Raw genomic sequence first — 20183 nt, forward strand, 5'->3', positions numbered from 1 at the left:
TTCGGTGCGCCGCGCACACGGCCGCTGGGCCTACTCCTCGCCGCGGATCTCCCGGGCGGCCGCGAGCACGGAGCCGTGAATTCTGCCGTTCGAGGCGACCAAGCCCACCGAGTCGTGTCGCCACCGGTCGCCCTCGATGTCGGTCACGGTTCCGCCGGCGGCCCGCACCATCGCCACGCCCGCGAGCGTGTCCCAGGGGTTCGCCCGAACGTCGGTCACGACGCCGTCCAGCGATCCGTCGGCGACCCCCGCGAGTTCGGCCTGTGCACACCCGATCCGCCGGAGGTCGCCGAAGCGTTCGACGATAGCCCCGCACGCCCGCTCGTAACGGTCCCGGGCGTCGAAGTCCCACCACATCGTCGGCGTGACGGCGCAGGTCTCGGGGTCCGATCGCTCGGAGACGCTCACGCTCTCGCCGTTGCGGTACGTCCGCTCGCCGTCGGTCCAGTAAACGTCGTCCAGGGCCGGCAGGTTCGTCGCGCCCGCCACCGGCTGCCCATCGTGGACCGCGGCGACGGCCGTCCCCCACAACCGGGCGCCGCGGACGTAGTTGTTGGTCCCGTCGATCGGATCGATCACCCACGCGGCGCCGGCGTCGGGCACCCGCTTCAGCGCCCCCGACTCCTCGCCGACGATCGCGTCCTCCGGGTATGTCTCGTCGAGAACGTCGATCACGGCTTTCTGTGCGTCGTGGTCGGCCGCGGTCACCACGTCCGTCTTGCTCGCCTTCCGCGTGACTTCATTCTCGGTCCGGAACCGATCCGCGGCGACCTCGGCTCCCACCTCGGCCGCCCGACGCGCCACCGACGCCCGCTCGTCGTCCGTCATACGACACGTCCCTCGCGCCGGCCATCTAAACACTGGGGGTTGCGGTCGGCGGGGGGTGCCTGACGCCCGTCATCGTAATTAACTCGATTTCGAGTCGGAGTACATTTTAGTAGGAACGGTTCGTTCGTGTTCGTATGCACCCCTCAGACGCGGCACGACAGCTCCGATACGCAGTGGCCTCCCGGTCCGGCGTCTCCGACTACGAACTCGATCACTGGGAAGCGAGGGCCTACGAGGACGTCTTCGCCGACGTCGCGGATCGCGGCGACCTCTCGGACGTGATGTCCGTGATCGAAGCCATCGGCGACCGAACGGTCGAGGAACGGCCGCCGACCGCCGTCGAAGCCCGACAGATCGCCGACCGGATCCTCTCGCCCGGCGGCCGTCCCCTCGCGGACGGCGGCGACGGGAACTGATCGGCGCTCCCTGCCACCAACGCACCGGCCGCGTCCGCTGTTACCGACACAGGTCTCTTTCGTTTCGGCGTCAACGACCCGCGTTGCCGTCAGTTCCGTCCGGCATCCCCTGCTATCGCCCGCGTCACTCCGTCGGCCGCACGTGTTCGCAGTCGCCGGCGTGGACCGCACGCTCGCCGTCGTCGGTTCCGACGACCAGACTCCCCGGGAACCGGACGTCGACCGCGCGGCCCGCAACCGTTCCGCGGGGCGTCTCGACCCTGACCTGCCGGCCGAGCGTGCTCGCGTACTCCCGCCAGGCGTCGAGGACGGCCCGAAGGTCCGCGTCGGCACCGGTCAGGTCATAGAGCGCCTCCAGGATCCCCTGGAGGAACCGCCGACGGTCGACGTCGCCGACCGCCGCCCGGAGGCTTGTTGCCCCCGGCGGGAGGGCGTCGCGGTCGACGTTGGCGTTCACGCCGATCCCCAGCACCAGCCACGAGACGCGGTCGGCCTCGCCCTCCATCTCGGTCAGGATCCCGGCGAGTTTCCGTTCCTCGCCATCACCGTCGTTCACCAACACGTCGTTCGGCCACTTGATGGTCGCTTCGACGCCGACCTCGCGTGCCGCACGGGTCACCGCGACCGCTGCCGCGAGGGTGTATATGGGGACCTCCGCGGGCGGGCGCTCGGGGCGGAGTACCGGACTCGCCCACACCCCGCCGGCGGGTGCGGCCCACTCGCGGTCCAACCGCCCGCGTCCGCCGGTCTGTTCGTCGGCCACGACGACTACGTCGTCGACCCCCTCCTCGGCGAGTTCGCGGGCGCGGTCGTTGGTGCTCCCGATCCGGTCGTGGTATTCGACGTCGTAGGGCGCATCCAGCCCGAACGCCAGCGCCGCGGCCCCGTACTCCGGGACTTCGTCCACCCGGTAGCCGTCGTCGCCGCTCTCGATCCCGAACCCCTCCTCGCGGAGCGCTTCGACCTGCTTCCAGACTGCCGCCCGCGAGACCTCAAGCCGGGTGGCGAGCGTGGGGCCGTCGATCGGCCCGTCCTCGAGGGCGGCCAACAGGGCGCGGCGCGTCGCGTTCATCGCCCGGTCACTCCAGAATCACTAGGGTGTCGTCCATATCGACGCTGTCGCCCTCGCCGACGAGGACTTCGGCGACGGTTCCGCCACGCTCGACCACGACGTCGTTCTCCATCTTCATCGCCTCCAGCACGCAGACCACGTCGCCGGCGGCGACCTCGTCGCCCTCCGTGACCTCGACCGACAGGATCGTCCCCTGCATCTCCGCGACGACCCGCTCGCCGCCGCCCTCGATCTCGACGGCCCCGTCCCCGTCGTCGGTCGCCTCGTCCGGACGGGAACGGGTGGTTCCTCCACCGCCGGCCGACCCCGTCTCGCCCGCGACATCGACCGCCGGGACGGCGGGGGCGCCGCGCTCCTCGAGGTTGACCTCGAACCGCTTGCCGTTGACCTCGACGGTGAACTCGCGTTCGGCGGTTTCGGTGGCGTCGTCGTCGCCCTCGTCGGCGCCGTCCGACTCCCCGCCCCATTTCTCGGCCGCGCGCTCGATCCGGCCGCGGTCGAGTTCCTCGTCGAGATACTTCGTGGTGTGCTCGCCCGCCCGGAACGTCCCGTCGGTCACCATCAGCCGGTGGAACGGGATGATCGTCCGCAGGCCCTCAACCTCGAACTCCGAGAGCGCCCGCTCCGACCGGGCGAGACACTCCTCGCGGTCGCCGGCGTCGACGATCAGCTTCGCGATCATGGAGTCGTAGTCGCCGCCGATCCCGTCGGCCTGCCGGACGGCGTCGTCGACGCGGACGCCCACGCCGCCGGGCGGGTCGTAGGTCTCCAAGGTCCCCGTCGCGGGCGCGAAGTCGTCGGCGGCGTTCTCGGCGTTGATCCGGAACTCGATGGCGTGGCCGTCGATCGATACCGACTCCTGGGCGAAGTCGAGTTCCCCGCCGGCGGCCACCCGGAGCTGCCACTTCACGATGTCGATGCCGGTGACCTCCTCGGTGACCGTGTGTTCGACCTGGATCCGGGTGTTGACCTCCATGAAGTAGAACTCGGTTTCCTCGCCCGTGTCCTCGACGAGGAACTCCACGGTGCCGGCGTTGGTGTAGTCGGCCTCCCGGACGCCGCGTCTGGCCGCGTCGCCGATCTCCTCGCGGAGGTCGGAATCGAGCGCGGGCGAGGGCGCCTCCTCGATCACCTTCTGGTGGCGGCGCTGCAGCGAACAGTCCCGTTCCCCGAGGTGGCGGACGTTCCCGTGCTCGTCGGCGAGGATCTGGACCTCGACGTGCCGGGGCGCTTCGAGATACTTCTCGACGTAGACCGAGGCGTTGTCGAAGTACGCCTCGCCCTCCCGCTTTGCGGTCTCGAACTGCGCTTCGACCTCCTCGGCGGAGCGAACCACCTTCAGCCCGCGCCCGCCGCCGCCGCCCTCGGCTTTGATCGCGACCGGGTAGCCGTACTCCGCGGCGACCTGCTTGACCGCGTCGGCGGACTCGACGGGCTCCGTGGTGCCTGGAACGACCGGCACGTCCGCCTCCTGCATCAGCGAGCGTGCCTTGGTCTTCTCGCCGAGCCGCTCCATCGCGTCGGCGGAGGGGCCGATCCAGACGAGGTCGCTTTCCTCGACCTTCCTGGCGAACTCGGCGTTCTCCGCCAGAAAGCCGTACCCCGGGTGGACCGCGTCGGCGTCGGCCTTCCGTCCGGCCTCGATCACGGCCTCGTGATCCAGATACGAGTCCGCCGCGCGGGCGGGGCCGACGTTGTACGCCTCGTCGGCCATCCGGACGTGTCCGGCGTGTCTGTCGGCGTCGCTGTAGACGGCGACGGTTCGGACGCCGAGGTCGCGACACGCCCGCATCACCCGGACGGCGATCTCCCCCCGGTTGGCCACGAGCACCTTGTTGAACATTTACCGACCCGTTCCTCGACACGCCACCTCTATCTGTCGGTTCTGTACGAACCGCGCTTCGACGATCGTCGATATCCGTCGACCGACGCCGGGATCCGACCGTCCGTGCGATCCCGAGCGGCGTGTGTGGTCCCGACTGAACGTTCGTGAGGATCTCGCCGAACCCAAACCGCCTTATGCGTGTGTCTCCCACGCCCACGGTAATGCCAGTACGTGTCGGTATCCTCGGTGCGACGGGCGCGGTCGGACAGCGGTTCATCCAGCTTCTGGACGACCACCCCACCTTCGAGCTCGCGGCGGTCACCGCCTCCGAATCCAGCGCAGGCAAGACGTACCGCGACGCCGCGAAGTGGCGGGTGAACACGCCGATCCCTGACGACGTGGCATCGATGACCGTCGTCGAGACCGACCCCTCGTCTATCCCCGACGACGTGGATCTGCTCTTCTCATCGCTGCCTTCGGGCGTCGCTGCCGAGGTCGAACCCGCCTTCCTGGAAGCGGGGTACGTCGTCTCCTCGAACTCCTCGAACGACCGGATGGCCGACGATGTCCCCCTGACGATCCCGGAGATCAACCCCGGGCATCTGGATCTCATCGAAGTTCAGCGCGACGCGCGCGGGTGGGACGGCGCCCTCGTGAAGAACCCCAACTGCTCGACGATCACGATGGTCCCGACGCTCGCGGCGCTCGATCAGTTCGGGCTGGAGTCGGTCCGGGTCTCGACGCTACAGGCGGTGTCGGGCGCGGGCTACTCGGGCGTCACCTCGATGGAGATCATCGACAACGCCATCCCCCACATCGGCGGCGAGGAAGCGAAGATGGAGACCGAATCCCGGAAGCTCCTGGGCACCTTCGACGGGACCGAAGTCGACCTCCACGGGATGGAGGTCGCCGCCTCCTGCAACCGGATCCCGACGCTGGACGGCCACTTGGAGAACGTCTTCGCGGAGACCGCCGCGGACGTCTCGCCCGAGGAGGCCGCTGCGGCGATGCGGGAGTACCCCGGCGTCGACCTCCCCTCCTCGCCCGACCAGCTCATCCACGTCTTCGAGGCGTTCGGGCGGCCCCAGCCCCGGATGGATCGGGGCCGCGGCGACGGGATGCAGATCTCCGCCGGCGGCCTCCAGGCGACCGACGCGGGCCTGAAGTACAACTGTCTCGCACACAACACGATCCGCGGCGCCGCGGGCGCGTCGCTGCTCAACGGCGAACTGCTGGTGGAAGAAGGCTGGGTCTGAGGCGCCGGCCGACGACAGCGGACGCCGACCGGTTCCTTCCGACGTTCACCTCGCGGACTGCAGTCGCTCCGTGGTTCCCGTCCCGTCCGCGGAGTCGGCGGGAGGGCCGGCGGCAGCGCGCGCGGCTGGCAGCCACGCGGGCGAGGCCACGTCGCCGTCGGCGCTGCGACGGACCGCGTACTCGAAACGCTTCGCGTCGCCGGCCTGCGTGTACTGAAGTCGAGCCTCCCTGACGACTCCGTCGTCGTCGACGACTAGGTACCCCCGGACCTCGGTGGCCTCTCGGGGGACGACGCCGGTGATCGAGTATCGGATCCGGCGCTCGCCGTCGCCCCGCGAGACCCGCACCGCTCGGAACTCGCCGATCGTCAGGATCCGGGAGAGCACCGCCCACAGCGACGTGGCCGCGCGGCGTCTGGTCTCGCCGATGGAGCCGTCCGCGGCGTCGAACGAGAGTCGGCCGTCCCGCAGCTGGCGGCTGTATCGGACGTCCGAACGCACGAAGACGTCGCTTTCCGTCACGTCGGAGTAGCCATTATGCACGTCGATCCGGAATCGCGCCCGCGTCGCGTTGGCCTCGTACTGGTAGTCGGCGTAGGCGCCGGGCCGGAACCGTTCGAGCGCGACTACGGAGATCGACTCCGTTCGCAGGAACGCGAGCGACTGCGTGCGCGCCGTCTCCGCGTCGACCGCCGACTCCGAGAACCCCTCGGGGAACGTCGCGTCCGTCAGGTTCGCCTCCGGCGTGGCCGTCGAAGCCTCCTCCGCGGTCGGCGTTCCGTCGTCCGGGGCGACTCCCCCGCATCCAGCCAGCACGAGGAGAGCGGCCACGGCCACCGCGGAGAGGGGGATGCGGGACACGTGCGCCACGTCACAGCCGGCCGGAATGAGGCTGTCGGCCGCGGTCCACGGGCGGCGCTGTGAGGTCCGATCGGCTCCCGCTTTGCGTTTCGCGCCGGGGTTCGTCACCGCGCCGTTCCACCTTTTCATCGCTCGCTACGCTCGCTCGAAAAGCTGGACCAAAACGACAGATCCGTCTACCGCTTCGCGCCAGGGTTCGTCACCGCGCCGTTCCACCGTTTCATCGCTCGCTACGCTCGCTCGAAAAGCTGGATCAAAACGACAGATCCGTCTACCGCTTCGCGCCGGGGTTCGTCACCGCGCCGTTGGCGGCGGAGCCGAAGTCGTTGCCGTACTTCGCGAGCACGCCGGAGGAGTACGCGGGCTCGGCGGGTTCCCACTCCTCTCTCCGCGCTTCGAGTTCCGCCTCCGAGAGGTCGACCGAGAGTTCGCGGTCGGGGATGTCGACGGTGACCTCGTCGCCGTCTTCCAAGAGGGCGATCGGCCCCCCGACCGCTGCCTCGGGTGCGACGTGGCCCACCATCGGGCCGCGGGTCGCCCCCGAGAACCGGCCGTCGGTCAACAGCGCGACGTCGTCCTCGTGGCCCTGGCCGACGACCGCGGCGGTGACGCCGAGCATCTCGCGCATCCCCGGGCCGCCCTGCGGGCCCTCGTTGCGGATCACGAGCACGTCGCCGGACTCGATGTGGCCCTCTTGGACGTACCGCATCGCTTCCTCCTCGCCCTCGAAGACCCGGGCGGGGCCGGCGTGGTGGAACGTGTCGTCGCCGGTGACCTTCAGGACCGCGCCGTCGGGTGCGAGGTTGCCCGTGAGGATCTTGATCGCGCCCTCTTCCTGGTAGGGGTCGTCGACGGTGTGGATGAACTCGCCGGTGATCTCGTCGTCCGCGGGGAGATCGAGTTCGGCGAGTTCCGCCTCGATCGTCCGACCGGTGACGGTCGCCGCGTCGCCGTGGACGAGTCCGGCGTCCAGCAGCCGGCGGATCACGACCGGCACGCCGCCCTCCTCGTGGAGGTCGTTCATCGTCTTCGTGCCGCCTGGCTGGAGGTTCGCGATCTTCGGCGTCCGTCGCGAAATCTCGTCGAACTCCCCGATCGAGAGGTCGATGCCCGCCTCCGCGGCGAGCGCGAGCAGGTGCAGCACCGCGTTGGTGGACCCGCCGATCGCGACCTGCAGGGCGATTGCGTTCTCGAAGGACTCCTTCGTGAGGATGTCGGAGGGCCGGAGATCGTTCTCGACGGCCTGGAGGACGGCCTCGCCGGCGCGGCGGGCGACGTCGTAGCGGGCCTCCGATTCGGCGGGCGCGTCGGCGGTGCCGAGCGGCGCAAGCCCCAGCGCCTCCGAGATCGACGCCATCGTGTTGGCGGTGAACATCCCGCCGCAGGAGCCCGCGCCGGGGCAGGCGTGCCGTTCCAGGTCGTCCAGCTCCTCGGCGCTCATCTCGCCTTGCGCGTGGGTGCCGACGCCCTCGAAGACGTTCTGGATGGTGACCTCCCGGCCGTCGTGCTCGCCGGGCATTATCGACCCGCCGTAGAGGAACACCGAGGGCAGGTCCGTCCGGATCGACGCCATCATCATCCCGGGGAGGTTCTTGTCGCAGCCCGCGACGGTCACTAAGGCGTCCATCCGCTCGCCGAACGCGACGAGTTCGACGGAGTCGGCGATGACCTCACGGGAGATGAGCGAGGCCTTCATACCCTCCGTGCCCATCGAGATGGCGTCGGAGATGGTGATGGTTCCGAACTCGATCGGCATCCCCCCGGCGTCGTCGACGCCCTCGACCGCGGCGTCGGCGACATCATCGAGGTGGACGTTACACGGCGTGATGTCGGCGGCGGGGTTGGCGACGCCCACCATCGGCGACCCCAGGTCGTCGTCGTCGAAGCCCATCGCGCGGAACATCGCCCGGTGGGGGGCCTTGTCCGGGCCCTCGGTCACGTCGGTGCTCCGGAGGTCGGGATCCTTCCCGCTCGAGAAGGGCTCCTCGTCGGCGTCTCTCTCGGGTGGTTCCTGTCTGCTCATACACGAACGGTAGTCGCAGCGGCATTAAAAGGCACGTTCGTTGTCCTCACGCGGGAACGGGGCGACCCAACTGCCGGCCCGTTTACCCCTCGTCGTCCTCGGGCCGCGTCGCCAACCCCGTCAGGTGGGGGGCCTCGGGCACGATCAGTTCCTCGCTGCCCAACCGCGCGGCGTTCTCGCTGCCGGGCAGACAGAAGGTGGGCACGCCCTCGACGATCCCGGCGGTCGCCCGCGTGCCGACGACGCGGGTGCCGATCTCGTCCTCGGACCGCCGGCGGAACAGCTCGCCGAACCCAGGCAGCTCCTTGTCGAAGAGGCCGCCGACGGCCTCGATCGTCACGTCGTCCGGCGTGACGCCGGTCCCGCCGGTCGTCACCACCACGTCGACGTCGTTGCGGTCGACGAGGCGGTCGACGGTCGACTGGAGGGAATCGAAGTCGTCGCCGGCGACGTCCCTGACCGCGACTTCGTGGCCGTCGGACTCGAACGCCGCCGCAATAGCGTCGCCCGCGGGGTCGTCCTCAAGTGTCCGCGAAGAGGAGACCGTGAGGATCGCCGCCGCGAGCGACTCGACGTCGTGAGCGTGGTGGTGATCGTGGTCGTCGTGGCTGTGCGAGTGATCGTGACTCTCACCGTCGTGAGCGTCGGTAGAACCGTGGTCGTGGTCGGTCATACGATGAGATTTGCCCCCGGCGGATAAAGCTCCCACGACGGAGGGGTCGAGTCGCGTGCGGACTCCGCGTCGTCGCTGCCGGTTCGACGCTAGTTGTCGCCGCTTTTCGACTGCCACGCGTAGTCGCGTCGCTTCGCGGACTTCCCGAAGCCACACGACGAACAGACCTTCTTTTTGACGTGGTAGGACTTCTCGCCGCACCGGCGACATTTGACGTGCGTCGTCTTGTTCTTCTTGCCTTGACTCGGAGTTCCAGCGCCCGTCATACGTGTATGGTCACGACGTTATCGCCGCGTATAATCGTTGTGTCTTCGACTGGTGTGACGTCCAGCCCGCCGTCGAGATCCTCGTTGACGTCGGCCGGCGGTTCCAGGACGGCGTTCATGTGCTGATCGTACCCCGCGAGCGCGCCGTAGTATGCGGTGCCGTCCTTCAGCGTCACCGTGACGACGTCTTCGAGTGCGGCCTCGAGCACGTCGAGGGGGCGTTCGCTCATACCCGCAACGCCTCCCGTTTCGGTCTTAAACCTGCCGGACCGCCCCGAATCGGCGGGGCGGCGCCGAAACCGGTCGGTCACAACAGCGACCGGGTCGAACCCGGATAGTTTTTAATACCGGGCCGTGAAGATACGACACCAACACTCCCGCGGGCAAGTGTCCCGACGCTCGGGACACGCGGGACCGACGACCGACGCGCTGTAAGACGCCGGGGCCGATCGGTCCCGAGTACGCCACCGCCGGGTGGCTGCCGACGGACGGGAGGTTTCAGTGAGCACCCCTCGCCATACCAAGGGCGGGTTCCCCCGAGTAGCGACGATCGCGGCCCTCACAGGTCCGATCCCGACTCGGGCGCACGCCCGCGCTTGTCCGTGGCTTTCGATGCTCGGACACGACTATGGAAATCGAAATTGCGACAATCGGCGGATACGAAGAGGTCGGTCGACAGATGACGGCGGTTCGCGCGGGCGATGACGTCGTCATCTTCGATATGGGCCTGAACCTGAGTCAGGTCCTGATCCACGACAACGTGGAGACCGAGAAGATGCACAGCCTCGATCTGATCGACATGGGCGCGATCCCGGACGACCGGGTGATGTCCGACCTCGAGGGCGACGTGCAGGCCATCGTGCCCACGCACGGCCACCTCGACCACATCGGCGCGATCTCGAAGCTCGCCCACCGCTACGACGCGCCCGTCGTGGCGGCGCCGTTCACCATCGAACTGGTGAAACAGCAGGTCGAAAGCGAGAGCAAGTTCAGCGGGAGCTTCGACAACGACCTCGTGAAGATGGAGTCCGGCGAGACGATGTCTATCGGCGACACCGGCAACGTCGAACTCGAGTTCGTCCACGTCACCCACTCGATCATCGACGCGATCAACCCGGTGCTGCACACCCCCGAGGGCGCGATCGTCTACGGCCTCGACAAGCGCATCGACCACAACCCGGTGCTCGAGGACCCGATCGACATGGAACGGTTCCGCGAGATCGGTCGCGAGGGCAACGGCGTCCTGTGTTACATCGAGGACTGTACCAACGCCGGCCGGAAGGGCCGAACCCCCTCGGAGTCCCACGCCCGTTCGCACCTCAAGGACACCATCGACTCGATGGAGGACTACGACGGCGGGATCGTCGCCACGACGTTCTCCTCGCACGTCTCCCGGGTCTCCTCGCTCGTGGAGTTCGCGAAGGACATCGGGCGCCAACCCGTCCTGCTCGGCCGTTCGATGGAGAAGTACTCCGGGACCGCCGAACGCCTCGGCTTCGTCGACTTCCCCGACGACGTGGGGATGTACGGCCACCGGAAGTCGGTCGACCGGACGTTCAAGCGGATCATGAAGGAGGGCAAGGAGAAGTACCTCCCCGTCGTCACGGGCCACCAGGGCGAGCCGCGCGCGATGCTCACCCGGATGGGCCGCGGCGAGACGCCGTACGAACTGGAGAACGGCGACAAGGTCATCTTCTCGGCGCGGGTCATCCCCGAGCCGACCAACGAGGGCCAGCGCTACCAGTCCGAACGGCTCCTGAAGATGCAGGGCGCGCGGATCTACGACGACATCCACGTCTCGGGGCACCTCCGCGAGGAGGGCCACTTCGAGATGATCGACGCGCTGCAGCCCCAGCACATCATCCCGGCCCACCAGGATCTCGAGGGCTTCGCACCGTACGTCGACCTCGCGGAGTCGCAGGGCTACGCCGTGGGGCGCGACCTCCACATCACGCGGAACGGGAACATCATCCAGCTGGTGGAGTGAGATGAGCTCGGACGCGGCGGAAAAGCGGGTGCTCGAAGCGGTCGAGAAGCGCCGCGAACTCGTCAACGAGGCGCTCGACGATGACGTCCCGATGAAGTCCCCCGAGCGGCTCTACGACGCCACCCGCTACCTGCTGGAGGCCGGCGGCAAGCGGCTCCGACCGACGGTGTCGCTTTTGACCGCGGAAGCGCTCGCCGACGTCGAGCCGCTCTCGACGGACTACCACGCGTTCCCCGCGCTCGACGGCGCCGAGATCGACGTGATGTCGGCCGCCACCAGCATCGAGGTCGTCCAGTCGTTCACGCTGATCCACGACGACATTATGGACGACGACGACCTCCGCCGCGGCGTCCCCGCCGTCCACAAGGAGTACGACACCGAGACCGCGATCCTCGCGGGCGATACCCTCTACGCGAAGGCCTTCGAGCTGCTGTCGGAGACGGGCGCCGACCCCGCAAACGGGATCGAAGCCGTCCGCCGACTCGCCACCACGTGCATCCAGATCTGTGAGGGCCAGGCCCTCGACATCGAGTTCGAGCGCCGCACCCGGGTCCTTCCGGAGGAGTACCTGGAGATGGTGGAGCTGAAGACCGCGGTCCTGTACGGCGCGGCGGCGGCGGTCGCGGCGACGCTCATGGACGCCGACGACGAGACCGTCGAGGCGGTCTACCGCTACGGGATCGACTCCGGCCGGGCGTTCCAGATCCAGGACGACGTCCTCGATCTGACCGTCCCCTCCGAAACCCTCGGGAAACAGCGGGGATCGGACCTCGTCGAGAACAAGGAGACGCTGATCACGCTGCACGCCCGCCAGCAGGGCGTCGACGTCGACGGGCTCGTCGATGCGGTCGACGTCGACTCGGTCACGGAGGCGGAGATCGACGACGCCGTCGCCACGCTCGAAGCCGCGGGGTCGATCGACTACGCCGAATCGAAGGCGCGCGAACTCACCGCGAACGCGAAGGACCACCTCGACGTCCTCCCCGACAACGAGGCGCGGTCGCTCCTCCGGGAGATCGCCGACTACCTGATCACCCGCGGGTACTGAGCGGGCCGCCCCGTCGAACCGTCCGCCCGATCGTCGGCAACGGCCCCGAGCGGAAGCAATAGTTATGATTCCGCGACCGTACTGTTCTCCTATGGCAGGCGGCCCCGAGGGGACCGACGCCGGCGCGCGGCTGGAAGTGTGGTGTGCCGGCGAGGACTGGTGCCCGGTCACGTCGACGTCCTCCCTGATCGGCAAGAAGTGGCACCCAGTCATCATCCACCGGCTGCTCGAACACGGCCCCAGCGGCTTCAACGAACTCGAACGACACGTCGACGGCATCTCCAGCAAGGTCCTCTCCGAAAGCCTCGACGACCTGGAGGAAAACGGGCTCGTCGACCGGGAACTGGTCAGCGAGAAGCCGGTCCGGGTCAAATACTCCCTCACCGACCGGGGCGCGTCGCTACGGCCCGTGATCGAGGCGATGCGGGACTGGGGACGGGAACACCTCACCGATCCCACCGAGGGCGACGCGTGACCGCCGACACGGTTCGGCTCTCCTATCTCCCCGCCGAGGATCGGATCGCCGACGGCGTAGACGCCGAGCCGTTCCGGTCGTACCTGCGGCGCGCACACCGTGGCCGGGTCGAACCGGGCGCGGAGTGGTCGGCGTTCGTCGGCCGGGGCTGCGGCGTCACCGGCGACGTAACCCTGCGCGTCGAGGCGGTCACGGGTGGTTCGTCGATCGGCGCCGACACGGCGTTCGTCTTCGAGCCCCGCGCGGACGCTGACACGTCACTGTCGCCGTAGCGACCGTCGGGACCGTCGAACCGCGCCCGTTTCGGGTCGCACCCCCAGTTACGTCGTGGTTAGCGCGGGCTTTTGACCGTGGGTGTCGTATGCCGGAGTATGACACGATCCACGTCGCGCCGGGCGTTCCTCGCCGCCGCCGGCGTCGCCGCCGTCTCGGGCTGTCTCGGCGGCGGGCAGGCCGGCGGCGCCACCGACGCCGCCGACACCGACGAGCCGACCTCGGAGCCGCAACCGACGCGGACCGCGGAACCGGGGACCGACGCCCGGCCGCCGACGGTCGACACCGCGCTCACCCTGCCGATGGCCCCCGCCGAGATCGAGGCGGAGGCGGTCTCCGGCGGGCCGCCGAAGGACGGCATCCCGTCGATCGACGACCCCTCGTTCGTGTCGGCCGAGTCGGTTGCCGACCGGTTCGAACCGGGCGATCCGGTGTTCGGGCTCGAACGCGGCGGCGAGGTGAAGGCGTACCCCCAGAAGATCCTCGTCCTCCACGAGATCTGCAACGACGTCGTCGACGGCACGCCCGTGAGCGTGACCTACTGCCCGCTGACCGGGACCGCGATGGGGTTCGAGCGGGGGGAGACCACCTTCGGGGTGTCCGGGCGCCTGGTGAACAACAACCTGATTATGTACGACCGCGGGACCGAAACCTGGTGGCCGCAGGTGCTCGCCACCTCCGTCCCGGGGCCGTGGAACGAGGCGCCGGGGACGGAGTCGCTATCGGAGTTCCGGCTGGTCTGGACGACCTGGGGGAAGTGGACGGCCAAACACCCCGACACGCAGGTGCTGTCGTTCGACACCGGGTTCGCGAAGAGCTACACCCGCGACCCGTACGGGGCGTACAACCCCCGAAAAGGATACTACGCCGCCGACGCGTCGCCGATGTTCCCCGCGCTCAATAGGGACGATCGGCTCGAACCGAAGCGCGTCGTGATCGGCGCCCGGACCGCCGATGGCGCGGCCGCCTTCGACAAGCGGACCCTGCGGGCCGAAAAGGTGATCCAGGGCGAACTCGCCGGGGCGCCGATCGTGGCGGTCTACGACCCCGAACTCGATACGGGCTACGTCTTCAGAAACCCCGAGGGCCGGAGCTTCGAGCATCGGAACGGGGCGGTCGCCGACGGCAGCGGCGGGACGTACGCCCCGTCGGCGCTTCCCACCGAGCGGCTCTACGCGTTCGACGCGATGTGGTTCGCCTGGAGCGGCTTCTACCCCGACACCACCCTCTATGCCTGAATCCGGGCACTCCGCGTCGACGCCGACGCCAATACGGCAGGGGCTCCTCGACCGGACGGCCGCGGCCGTCGGGGTCGCGGTCCGGCGGCGTGACTCCCTCTCGATCGTCGTCGCGGCGGCGCTCGCGTACCTCCTGATCTACCTCGCGACCGTCGGCGACCTCGCGCTCGGCGGCGCGGGCGGCGGGGTCTCGGTCCGGGTTGCCGAGGACCTCTCGCGGGCGTTCGCCAGCGTCGGGTTCTTCCGGTTCGACGCGATCGCGGTCGTGGGCCTCGGCCCCGTGACCTACCTGTTCTCGCCGTTGAACGCCGCCGTAGCCCTCGTCCTCTCGACGCTCGTCGGCGCGAACGTTGGGCTCACCTACCTCGGCCTGATCCAACCGAAGGCCTGCGGGCTGGAGAGCTCAACCGGCGTCCTCGCCGGGGTGCCGGCGCTGCTTTCCGGCGCAGCGTGTTGCGGCCCGACGATCCTGCTCGTGGTCGGGGTCCAAGCCAGCGCGACCATCATCACCGGCTTCCAGTTTCTGGTGCCGCTGGCCGCCGTCCTCCTCGTCGGTAGCCTGCTCGTCGTCGGCCGGCAGGTCGATCCGGACCTCCTCTGAGCGGGCGCGGCAGACGACCGCCGCAGGCGGTGTGCGGCGACCTCCCAGGCCCGCGGGCCCTCCGTGCGTTTCTTCACCGGCGAGCGCGAGCGGTGCCTATGGGATTCGGTAGCTACGACGAATCCGAACAGCAGGAACAGCCCACCGAAAGCGACGACGACACCGAGGCCGTCGACGTCCACGAACACGACCACGACGGCGACGTCAACGTCGAGTCCGACGTCGACACCGACGCCTTGGTCGACCGGCTCGGCGAGATGCGCGAGGAGTAGAGATACTGCCGGCGATAACCACGTGAAGATTTGCGACACCTCGGGGTGTCGAACTACTTTACGCAACTCCGACAGTATAGGATGTTATTGGATAACCAGTAGAAAATCATCTGTGAATATTTACTCTTTCGCCGCTTCTTCCACGGTCTCGATTTCCTCGTTGGTCAGCCCGTACAGCTCGTAGACGATCTCGTCAATCAGCTTGTCTGTCCGTTTGGTCTTCGCATCCAACTTCTCCGCACGCTCTTTGATTTCAACGTACCGCTCCAGCCCGTCGGCGGGATCATCGGGATCAGAGAGTAACGCCTTGATTGCGTACGTTCCGATTACAAGAACATCCACCAAACCGTTACCCGCATTTCGTCGTACCGAGGTGGGTTCGTTACTTAGTCGTCGTCAGCGGTGTACGCACCGCCACGACGCTTGACACGTGCGACGACAAGCCGCTGGTCGTTCTGCCGGAAGCTCACGGACAGCCGAAACTCGCCGATACGGATTTTCTTGTAGGGACTGTTCTGGGAGTGGCTCGCCGTAGTCCGGTGGGTCACGCCACGGTGAAGAGACGATCTCATCGAGCTTGTCGAGTATCCGGTCTTGCTCAGCAGCGGAGAGTCCATTGAGGTCGTCTTCAGCCGTTGAGGAGAGTTCCCACGTCCACCCGTCCTCACTCATCGCTCGGCCCGAACCGCTCGCGGGCTTCCTCAGCGCTGGTTGTCCGTCCCTCTCGAATGTCCTCTTCGGCTTCGAGGAGCGCAACCAGTTCGTCGCGGTCGAACGTCGGGAATTCGACCGCATCTCGGAGCGTATACCGGATAAATTCGCTTCGGCTGTTGAACCCGCGTCCCTGCCACGTCTCGTCGATCTCGGCGAGGAACGACTCGGTGACTTTGAAGTTCACAGTGGCGATGTCATCCGTATCGTCGTCGTTTGTGGCCGCTCCGGACATACAGACGTAATACAGGAGTCTTACCAATAGTCGTTTCGCCGGAACTACAATCGGCTGATATGATTACTCAATACATAGACTGTACTGAGCGATTCTTGTTGAGTGTGGGGAGTCTTCGATAATAGCTCGACAGTATTACGACTCCGCGGGGAACCCCTCGACGATCTCGACGCCCGAGGAGGCGCCGATCCGTTCGGCCCCCGCATCGAGCATCGCCGTCGCCTCCGCGTAGGTCCCGATGCCGCCGCTTGCTTTCACCGGGAGGTACTCCGCCATCAGTTCCACGTCCTCGACGGTGGCGCCGCCGTCGGCGAACCCGGTCGAGGTCTTCACGAAGTCCGCGCCCGCGTCCGCCGCCGCCTCGCAGGCCCGCCGCTTCCCGTCGTCGGTCAGGAGGGCAGTCTCGATTATGACCTTCACCGGGACCGGGACCGCGGCGACAACCTCCGCGATGTCCTTGCGGACGGCCTCGTCGTCGCCGGCCTTCAGCCGTCCGACGTTGCACACAACGTCCACCTCGTCGGCGCCGGACTGCCAGGCGTCGACCGCCTCGCCGTACTTCGCGGCCGTGGCCTGGGTGCCGTGGGGGAACCCCACGACCGTCACGAGGGTGACATCCGGCGCCGACGCCGCGGCCTCGGCGACGTAACACGGCGGGATACAGGCGTTCATCCCGTGTGTCTCCGCCGCTTCGAGGACGCGCTCGACGTCCGCGGGCGTCGTGGTCGGCCCCAGGGCCGTGTGATCGATGCGCGAGGCGAACTCGGCTCTGTCCATACGCGCCGTTTGACGGTGGAGCGGAAAAACGGTTGGCGCTCGATGTCGCCGGACGGGCACGGACCGCTCCGCCGGCGACCGCGACGACCCGGCTTCGGTACCGTTTTGCCCGCGGCTCCTGTCCCGCCGGTATGGCGATCCTCCCGGAGGGGTTCACGCTGCCGCCGCTGCCGTATCTCGCCGGCCTCGCCGTCGCCGCCGGCGTCGTGGCCTACGCCGTCGCACAGCGGCGGCCCGCGGTGACTACCGAGCGGGTGCTGGCGTTCGCCCCGTGGATGGTGTTCGGGTCGGCGGTCCACGTCCTCTACGTGTCGGGGGCGCTTCCCGACGCCGTCCGGCCGCTGGGCGGGACCCCCGCGGTCTACGTCGCGGTCGGGACGGCCGGCGTCGGGACGTGGCTCCTGATCGACGCAACTCTCGACGGTGCGGCCGTCGCCCGCGCGCTCGCGGCGTCCGGTGGCCTCCTCGCGCTCGGCGCCGTCGTCGCTGTCGTCGGCGCAGCCACGTCGCTGTCGCCGGCCGCTCCGACCGCAGCGGTCGTCGTGGCGACCGGACTCGCAGCCGTGGCCTGGGTCGGGTTGAAACGCGCGGTCCCGGCGATCCGGGCGACCGGCGCGCTCGGGGCGTTCGTGGTGTTCGCCCACCTCCTCGACGGTGTCTCGACCGCGGTCGGCGTCGACGTGCTCGGGTTCGGCGAGCGGACGCCGCTCTCGCGGCTCATCATCGAGTTCGCGGCCGGGCTCCCGACCGACCCGGTGATCGGTTCGGGGTGGCTGTTCGTGGCCGTCAAACTCGGCGTCGCCGCGCTCGTGGTGTGGCTGTTCGCCGACCTCGCGGAGGCGGAGCCGACCCGCTCGCGGCTGCTCTTGGGGTTCGTCGCGGCCGTGGGGCTCGGGCCGGCGGTCCACAATCTGCTTCTGTTTACGATCGCGACGCCCGGGTGAGGTCCGGAACCGATGGTGTTTTGCGGATCGGTCTCGGCCTACGAAACCGTGCTGCCCACGCTCGCGTCCGCGCCGCCGGCCGCCGCGTCGGCGAGCGTCCCGGTCGCCGATGCCGGGCCGTTCGTGGTCGTCTGTGCGGTCTGTGGCGCGCTCGCGGCCGTCGTCATGGACTACCCGATGTCGAAGCAGACGGAGGGGTTCACGCCGGCGTACATCGCCGCGTCGGTGCTGACCCGCGCCAGTCCGTCGTCGGTCGCATTCCGGGACGCGTTCCTCGTCCACCACGTCGCCGGCGCCGCCGCCGGCGTGCTGTACGCGCTGCTTTACCTGCCGGCCGCCCTCCTTCCCGGCGTCGCGTCGGTCGGCGGGGTCGAGGCGGTTCCCCACGCCATCGCGACGCTCGGCGTCGCCGCCTTCATTTACGCCTTCTTCGCCCATCTGGTGCTCCCGCAGCGCGGGCGGGGAATCTACGAGGAGCGCGCGACTGCGGTCCGCGGGCAGTGGCTCCGCTCGGTCGTCGTCTTCGGCGTCACCGTGGCAGTGGTCGTCCCGGCGGCGACGAGCGTGTTGTGAGCCGACGACCGCGCGGTTTTTTCACCACCTCGAACGAGGCAGTTGTATGGCGAAACAGCCGCACCTGTTGATCGACTCCGGCGACGTCGAAGACACCGCGCTCATCCCCGGCGACCCCGGTCGCGTCGACCGGATCGCCTCGCAGTGCCGCAACGCGGAGACAGTCGCCCGGAACCGCGAGTACAAGCTCGTCAACGCGACGTACGACGGCGTCCCGCTCACGATCTGCTCGACGGGGATCGGGTGTCCCTCCGCGGCGATCGCGGTCGAGGAACTCGCCGCGGTCGGCGTCGACACCCTGATCCGGGTCGGGACCACCGGGGCGCTCCAGGCGGGGATCGAGATCGGCGATATGGTGGTCGCCACCGGGGCGGCGAAGGAGGAGGGCACCTCGAAGCGCTACGAGGACGCGGTCATCCCCGCGGTCCCCGACTACGATGTCCTCTCCTCGCTTGTCGACGCCGCGGAGGAAAACGACGAGGACGTCCACGTCGGGCCGATGGTCTCCGACGACGCGTTCTACAACGAGACCGACGCCTACGTCGACGCGTGGGAGGCCGCGGGGCTGCTCGCCGTCGAGATGGAAGCCGCGGCGGTGTTCTCGCTCGCCCGTCGGAAGGGCCTCGCCGCGGGCGCGATCTGTACGGTCGACGGCAACCTCGTCGAGGGCACCCAGAAGGGCGCCGACTCCGACGCGGAGCTCCCCGAGAAGGCGAAGAACAACGTCGAACGCGCCATCTCGATCACGCTGGACGCGGTCGCGGACCTCGCGTAACCGATGCCGCGGCGCTCGCTCGATCCGGTTGTCGAACGCCTGCGGGCGGTCCGCAATCGGCTCCGCCGGATCGAGCGGCGCGAACTCCCGGAGTTCCGGCGGTGGATCCGGAACACGACCAACCTGCTGCATCTCTCCGTCGTGGTGGTCGTCCCCCTCCTGCTCGCGGTCGTGACCTCGCTCTCGAACCGGATCCAGGTCCTGTCGTTCCTGCTGTTTCCGCCGCTTGCGGCCGGGACGTACACGCTGTTTTCCAACCCCGAAGGCAAGGTACACCAACCCGGTCCGGTTCGTCGCGAGCCTCACGGCCGGTGCGGTCTGTGGGCTGGCCTCGTACACCGCCGTCACGGCCGCCTACGGCGGGATCCCGGTCGGGGTGATCCGTCCCGAGAGCGCGGCGCTCGCGGTCTTTCTCACCGGGATCGTGACCGGGCCGGGGGGATCGAATCCACCCTCGGCGTTCTCGACGGCGCTTCTGGTGCTCGTGACCGGGGAGGTCGACCCCGTGACCTACGTCGTCAGCGTCGCGCTCGCGTCGTCGTTTGTCGCCGCCACGTTCCGGGTCTGGCGCGAGCGGTTCTACGAGCGGCGGGCGGAGTACCTCTACGAGACGGTCCGCGGCGACGACCACGTGCTGGTCCCGATGCGCGGGGAGCGGTGCTCCGGACCCCGTTCTTCGGCGCTCGACTCGCCGCCGCCCACGAGGCGGGGAAGGTCGTCCTGCTCGGGATCGTCCCCGACGGGGAACCGGGGGGCCCGGCGACGACCGAGGGATCCGCGCCGTCGGAAACCGCCGAGGTCGTCGCGCGTATGGAACGGTGTGCGGCGACCCTCCGAACGCGGATCGGCGTCCCGTGTGAGGTCGGGGTGGTCTCCGGGCCGCCGGCCGGGGCGACGCTACAGGCCGCCCGGAACGCCGACTCGTACGACCTGCTCGTCGTGGGGTCGAGCGGCGAGCGCTCGCCGGCGTCGCGGCTGGTGTCGCCGCCGACGTTCGGCCGATTCGAGGAGTTCGACCGTGACGTCGCCGTGTTCAATCGCGGCACCCCGTGAC

The 20183-nt window shown here is 68.8% G+C and carries 23 protein-coding genes and 2 pseudogenes; 13 read left to right on the forward strand and 12 right to left on the reverse strand.

Translation table 11 applies throughout. The annotated features are described in order from the left end of the window. Positions 1 to 30: 30 nt before the first annotated feature. Complete coding sequence (locus tag H5V44_RS02185) at positions 31 to 828, reverse strand: inositol monophosphatase family protein (RefSeq protein ID WP_185191495.1); 798 nt, start codon at positions 826 to 828, stop codon at positions 31 to 33. Between the two features lie 134 nt (positions 829 to 962). Here H5V44_RS02185 and H5V44_RS02190 point away from each other — a divergent pair, with 134 nt between their 5' ends. After that, positions 963 to 1244 (forward strand): hypothetical protein, encoded by a 282-nt coding sequence (locus H5V44_RS02190; protein ID WP_185191496.1) that lies wholly within the window; start codon positions 963 to 965, stop codon positions 1242 to 1244. A gap of 124 nt (positions 1245 to 1368) precedes the next feature. Here the strand turns inward: H5V44_RS02190 and H5V44_RS02195 are convergent, their stop codons facing one another. Then, positions 1369 to 2316, reverse strand: a complete 948-nt coding sequence (locus H5V44_RS02195) for a biotin--[acetyl-CoA-carboxylase] ligase (RefSeq protein WP_185191497.1) — start codon at positions 2314 to 2316, stop codon at positions 1369 to 1371. Positions 2317 to 2323: 7 nt separating this feature from the next. Continuing rightward, complete coding sequence (locus tag H5V44_RS02200; protein ID WP_185191498.1) at positions 2324 to 4159, reverse strand: acetyl-CoA carboxylase biotin carboxylase subunit; 1836 nt, start codon at positions 4157 to 4159, stop codon at positions 2324 to 2326. A 203-nt stretch (positions 4160 to 4362) separates the two neighbouring features. Between H5V44_RS02200 and asd the strand changes: the two genes are divergently transcribed. Beyond that, on the forward strand, positions 4363 to 5397 hold the full coding sequence (gene asd, locus H5V44_RS02205; protein ID WP_185191499.1) for an aspartate-semialdehyde dehydrogenase: 1035 nt from the start codon (positions 4363 to 4365) through the stop codon (positions 5395 to 5397). 45 nt (positions 5398 to 5442) lie between these two features. Here the strand turns inward: asd and H5V44_RS02210 are convergent, their stop codons facing one another. From H5V44_RS02210 to H5V44_RS02230, 5 genes are all read right to left on the reverse strand, one after another. Further along, positions 5443 to 6387 carry a hypothetical protein gene (locus H5V44_RS02210; RefSeq protein WP_246403622.1) on the reverse strand — a complete coding sequence of 315 codons (945 nt, stop codon included), beginning with the start codon at positions 6385 to 6387 and terminating at the stop codon, positions 5443 to 5445. A gap of 142 nt (positions 6388 to 6529) precedes the next feature. Next, the gene (ilvD, locus tag H5V44_RS02215) at positions 6530 to 8281 is read right to left on the reverse strand and encodes a dihydroxy-acid dehydratase (RefSeq protein WP_185191500.1); all 1752 of its coding nucleotides are present in this window, start codon (positions 8279 to 8281) and stop codon (positions 6530 to 6532) included. 82 nt (positions 8282 to 8363) lie between these two features. Continuing rightward, positions 8364 to 8954, reverse strand: a complete 591-nt coding sequence (locus tag H5V44_RS02220; protein WP_185191501.1) for a MogA/MoaB family molybdenum cofactor biosynthesis protein — start codon at positions 8952 to 8954, stop codon at positions 8364 to 8366. A gap of 89 nt (positions 8955 to 9043) precedes the next feature. Then, the gene (locus H5V44_RS02225) at positions 9044 to 9220 is read right to left on the reverse strand and encodes a 50S ribosomal protein L37e (RefSeq protein WP_185191502.1); all 177 of its coding nucleotides are present in this window, start codon (positions 9218 to 9220) and stop codon (positions 9044 to 9046) included. Further along, on the reverse strand, positions 9217 to 9450 hold the full coding sequence (locus H5V44_RS02230) for an LSM domain-containing protein (protein WP_185191503.1): 234 nt from the start codon (positions 9448 to 9450) through the stop codon (positions 9217 to 9219). Before H5V44_RS02230 ends, H5V44_RS02225 begins: the two co-directional genes overlap by 4 nt. 398 nt (positions 9451 to 9848) lie before the next feature. Here H5V44_RS02230 and H5V44_RS02235 point away from each other — a divergent pair, with 398 nt between their 5' ends. The 7 genes from H5V44_RS02235 (at position 9849) to H5V44_RS02265 (ending at position 15114) form a co-directional block, all read left to right on the forward strand. Continuing rightward, the gene (locus tag H5V44_RS02235) at positions 9849 to 11207 is read left to right on the forward strand and encodes a ribonuclease J (RefSeq protein ID WP_185191504.1); all 1359 of its coding nucleotides are present in this window, start codon (positions 9849 to 9851) and stop codon (positions 11205 to 11207) included. Position 11208: 1 nt separating this feature from the next. Next, on the forward strand, positions 11209 to 12255 hold the full coding sequence (idsA3, locus tag H5V44_RS02240) for a geranylfarnesyl diphosphate synthase (protein ID WP_185191505.1): 1047 nt from the start codon (positions 11209 to 11211) through the stop codon (positions 12253 to 12255). Positions 12256 to 12346: 91 nt separating this feature from the next. Continuing rightward, complete coding sequence (locus H5V44_RS02245; protein WP_185191506.1) at positions 12347 to 12730, forward strand: winged helix-turn-helix transcriptional regulator; 384 nt, start codon at positions 12347 to 12349, stop codon at positions 12728 to 12730. Next, the gene (locus H5V44_RS02250) at positions 12727 to 13002 is read left to right on the forward strand and encodes a hypothetical protein (protein ID WP_185191507.1); all 276 of its coding nucleotides are present in this window, start codon (positions 12727 to 12729) and stop codon (positions 13000 to 13002) included. The genes H5V44_RS02245 and H5V44_RS02250 overlap by 4 nt, the downstream gene beginning before the upstream one ends. 99 nt (positions 13003 to 13101) lie before the next feature. Continuing rightward, entirely contained in the window at positions 13102 to 14241 is a 1140-nt protein-coding gene (locus tag H5V44_RS02255; protein WP_185191508.1) for a DUF3179 domain-containing protein, read from the forward strand. Beyond that, positions 14234 to 14842, forward strand: a complete 609-nt coding sequence (locus H5V44_RS02260; protein WP_185191509.1) for a hypothetical protein — start codon at positions 14234 to 14236, stop codon at positions 14840 to 14842. The genes H5V44_RS02255 and H5V44_RS02260 overlap by 8 nt, the downstream gene beginning before the upstream one ends. A gap of 98 nt (positions 14843 to 14940) precedes the next feature. Then, positions 14941 to 15114 carry a DUF5786 family protein gene (locus H5V44_RS02265; RefSeq protein WP_185191510.1) on the forward strand — a complete coding sequence of 58 codons (174 nt, stop codon included), beginning with the start codon at positions 14941 to 14943 and terminating at the stop codon, positions 15112 to 15114. A gap of 120 nt (positions 15115 to 15234) precedes the next feature. On the opposite strand, the gene H5V44_RS02270 is transcribed toward H5V44_RS02265, so the two are convergent. The 4 genes and pseudogenes from H5V44_RS02270 to deoC all read right to left on the reverse strand — a co-directional run bounded on the left by H5V44_RS02270 (position 15235) and on the right by deoC (position 16837). Beyond that, positions 15235 to 15456, reverse strand: a complete 222-nt coding sequence (locus tag H5V44_RS02270) for a restriction endonuclease (protein ID WP_343067668.1) — start codon at positions 15454 to 15456, stop codon at positions 15235 to 15237. A 44-nt stretch (positions 15457 to 15500) separates the two neighbouring features. Beyond that, a pseudogene (locus H5V44_RS17360) lies at positions 15501 to 15786 on the reverse strand (type II toxin-antitoxin system RelE family toxin). Continuing rightward, complete coding sequence (locus H5V44_RS02280; RefSeq protein WP_185191512.1) at positions 15779 to 16060, reverse strand: ribbon-helix-helix domain-containing protein; 282 nt, start codon at positions 16058 to 16060, stop codon at positions 15779 to 15781. Before H5V44_RS02280 ends, H5V44_RS17360 begins: the two are co-directional and overlap by 8 nt. A gap of 135 nt (positions 16061 to 16195) precedes the next feature. Continuing rightward, positions 16196 to 16837: a deoxyribose-phosphate aldolase gene (gene deoC / locus H5V44_RS02285; protein ID WP_185191513.1), complete on the reverse strand. Its 642-nt coding sequence runs from the start codon at positions 16835 to 16837 to the stop codon at positions 16196 to 16198. Positions 16838 to 16968: 131 nt separating this feature from the next. Here deoC and H5V44_RS02290 point away from each other — a divergent pair, with 131 nt between their 5' ends. The 4 genes and pseudogenes from H5V44_RS02290 to H5V44_RS02305 all read left to right on the forward strand — a co-directional run bounded on the left by H5V44_RS02290 (position 16969) and on the right by H5V44_RS02305 (position 20182). After that, the gene (locus H5V44_RS02290; protein WP_185191514.1) at positions 16969 to 17781 is read left to right on the forward strand and encodes a DUF63 family protein; all 813 of its coding nucleotides are present in this window, start codon (positions 16969 to 16971) and stop codon (positions 17779 to 17781) included. Between the two features lie 12 nt (positions 17782 to 17793). Beyond that, positions 17794 to 18354 (forward strand): hypothetical protein, encoded by a 561-nt coding sequence (locus tag H5V44_RS02295; protein WP_246403624.1) that lies wholly within the window; start codon positions 17794 to 17796, stop codon positions 18352 to 18354. Positions 18355 to 18400: 46 nt separating this feature from the next. Next, positions 18401 to 19129, forward strand: coding sequence for a nucleoside phosphorylase (locus H5V44_RS02300; RefSeq protein ID WP_185191515.1), 729 nt, complete (start codon positions 18401 to 18403; stop codon positions 19127 to 19129). A gap of 3 nt (positions 19130 to 19132) precedes the next feature. Further along, positions 19133 to 20182 (forward strand): annotated as a pseudogene (locus tag H5V44_RS02305) (universal stress protein). Position 20183: the final 1 nt, after the last annotated feature.

Origin of the sequence: Halobellus ruber, from assembly GCF_014212355.1 — an archaeon.
Lineage (GTDB): Archaea > Halobacteriota > Halobacteria > Halobacteriales > Haloferacaceae > Haloquadratum > Haloquadratum rubrum.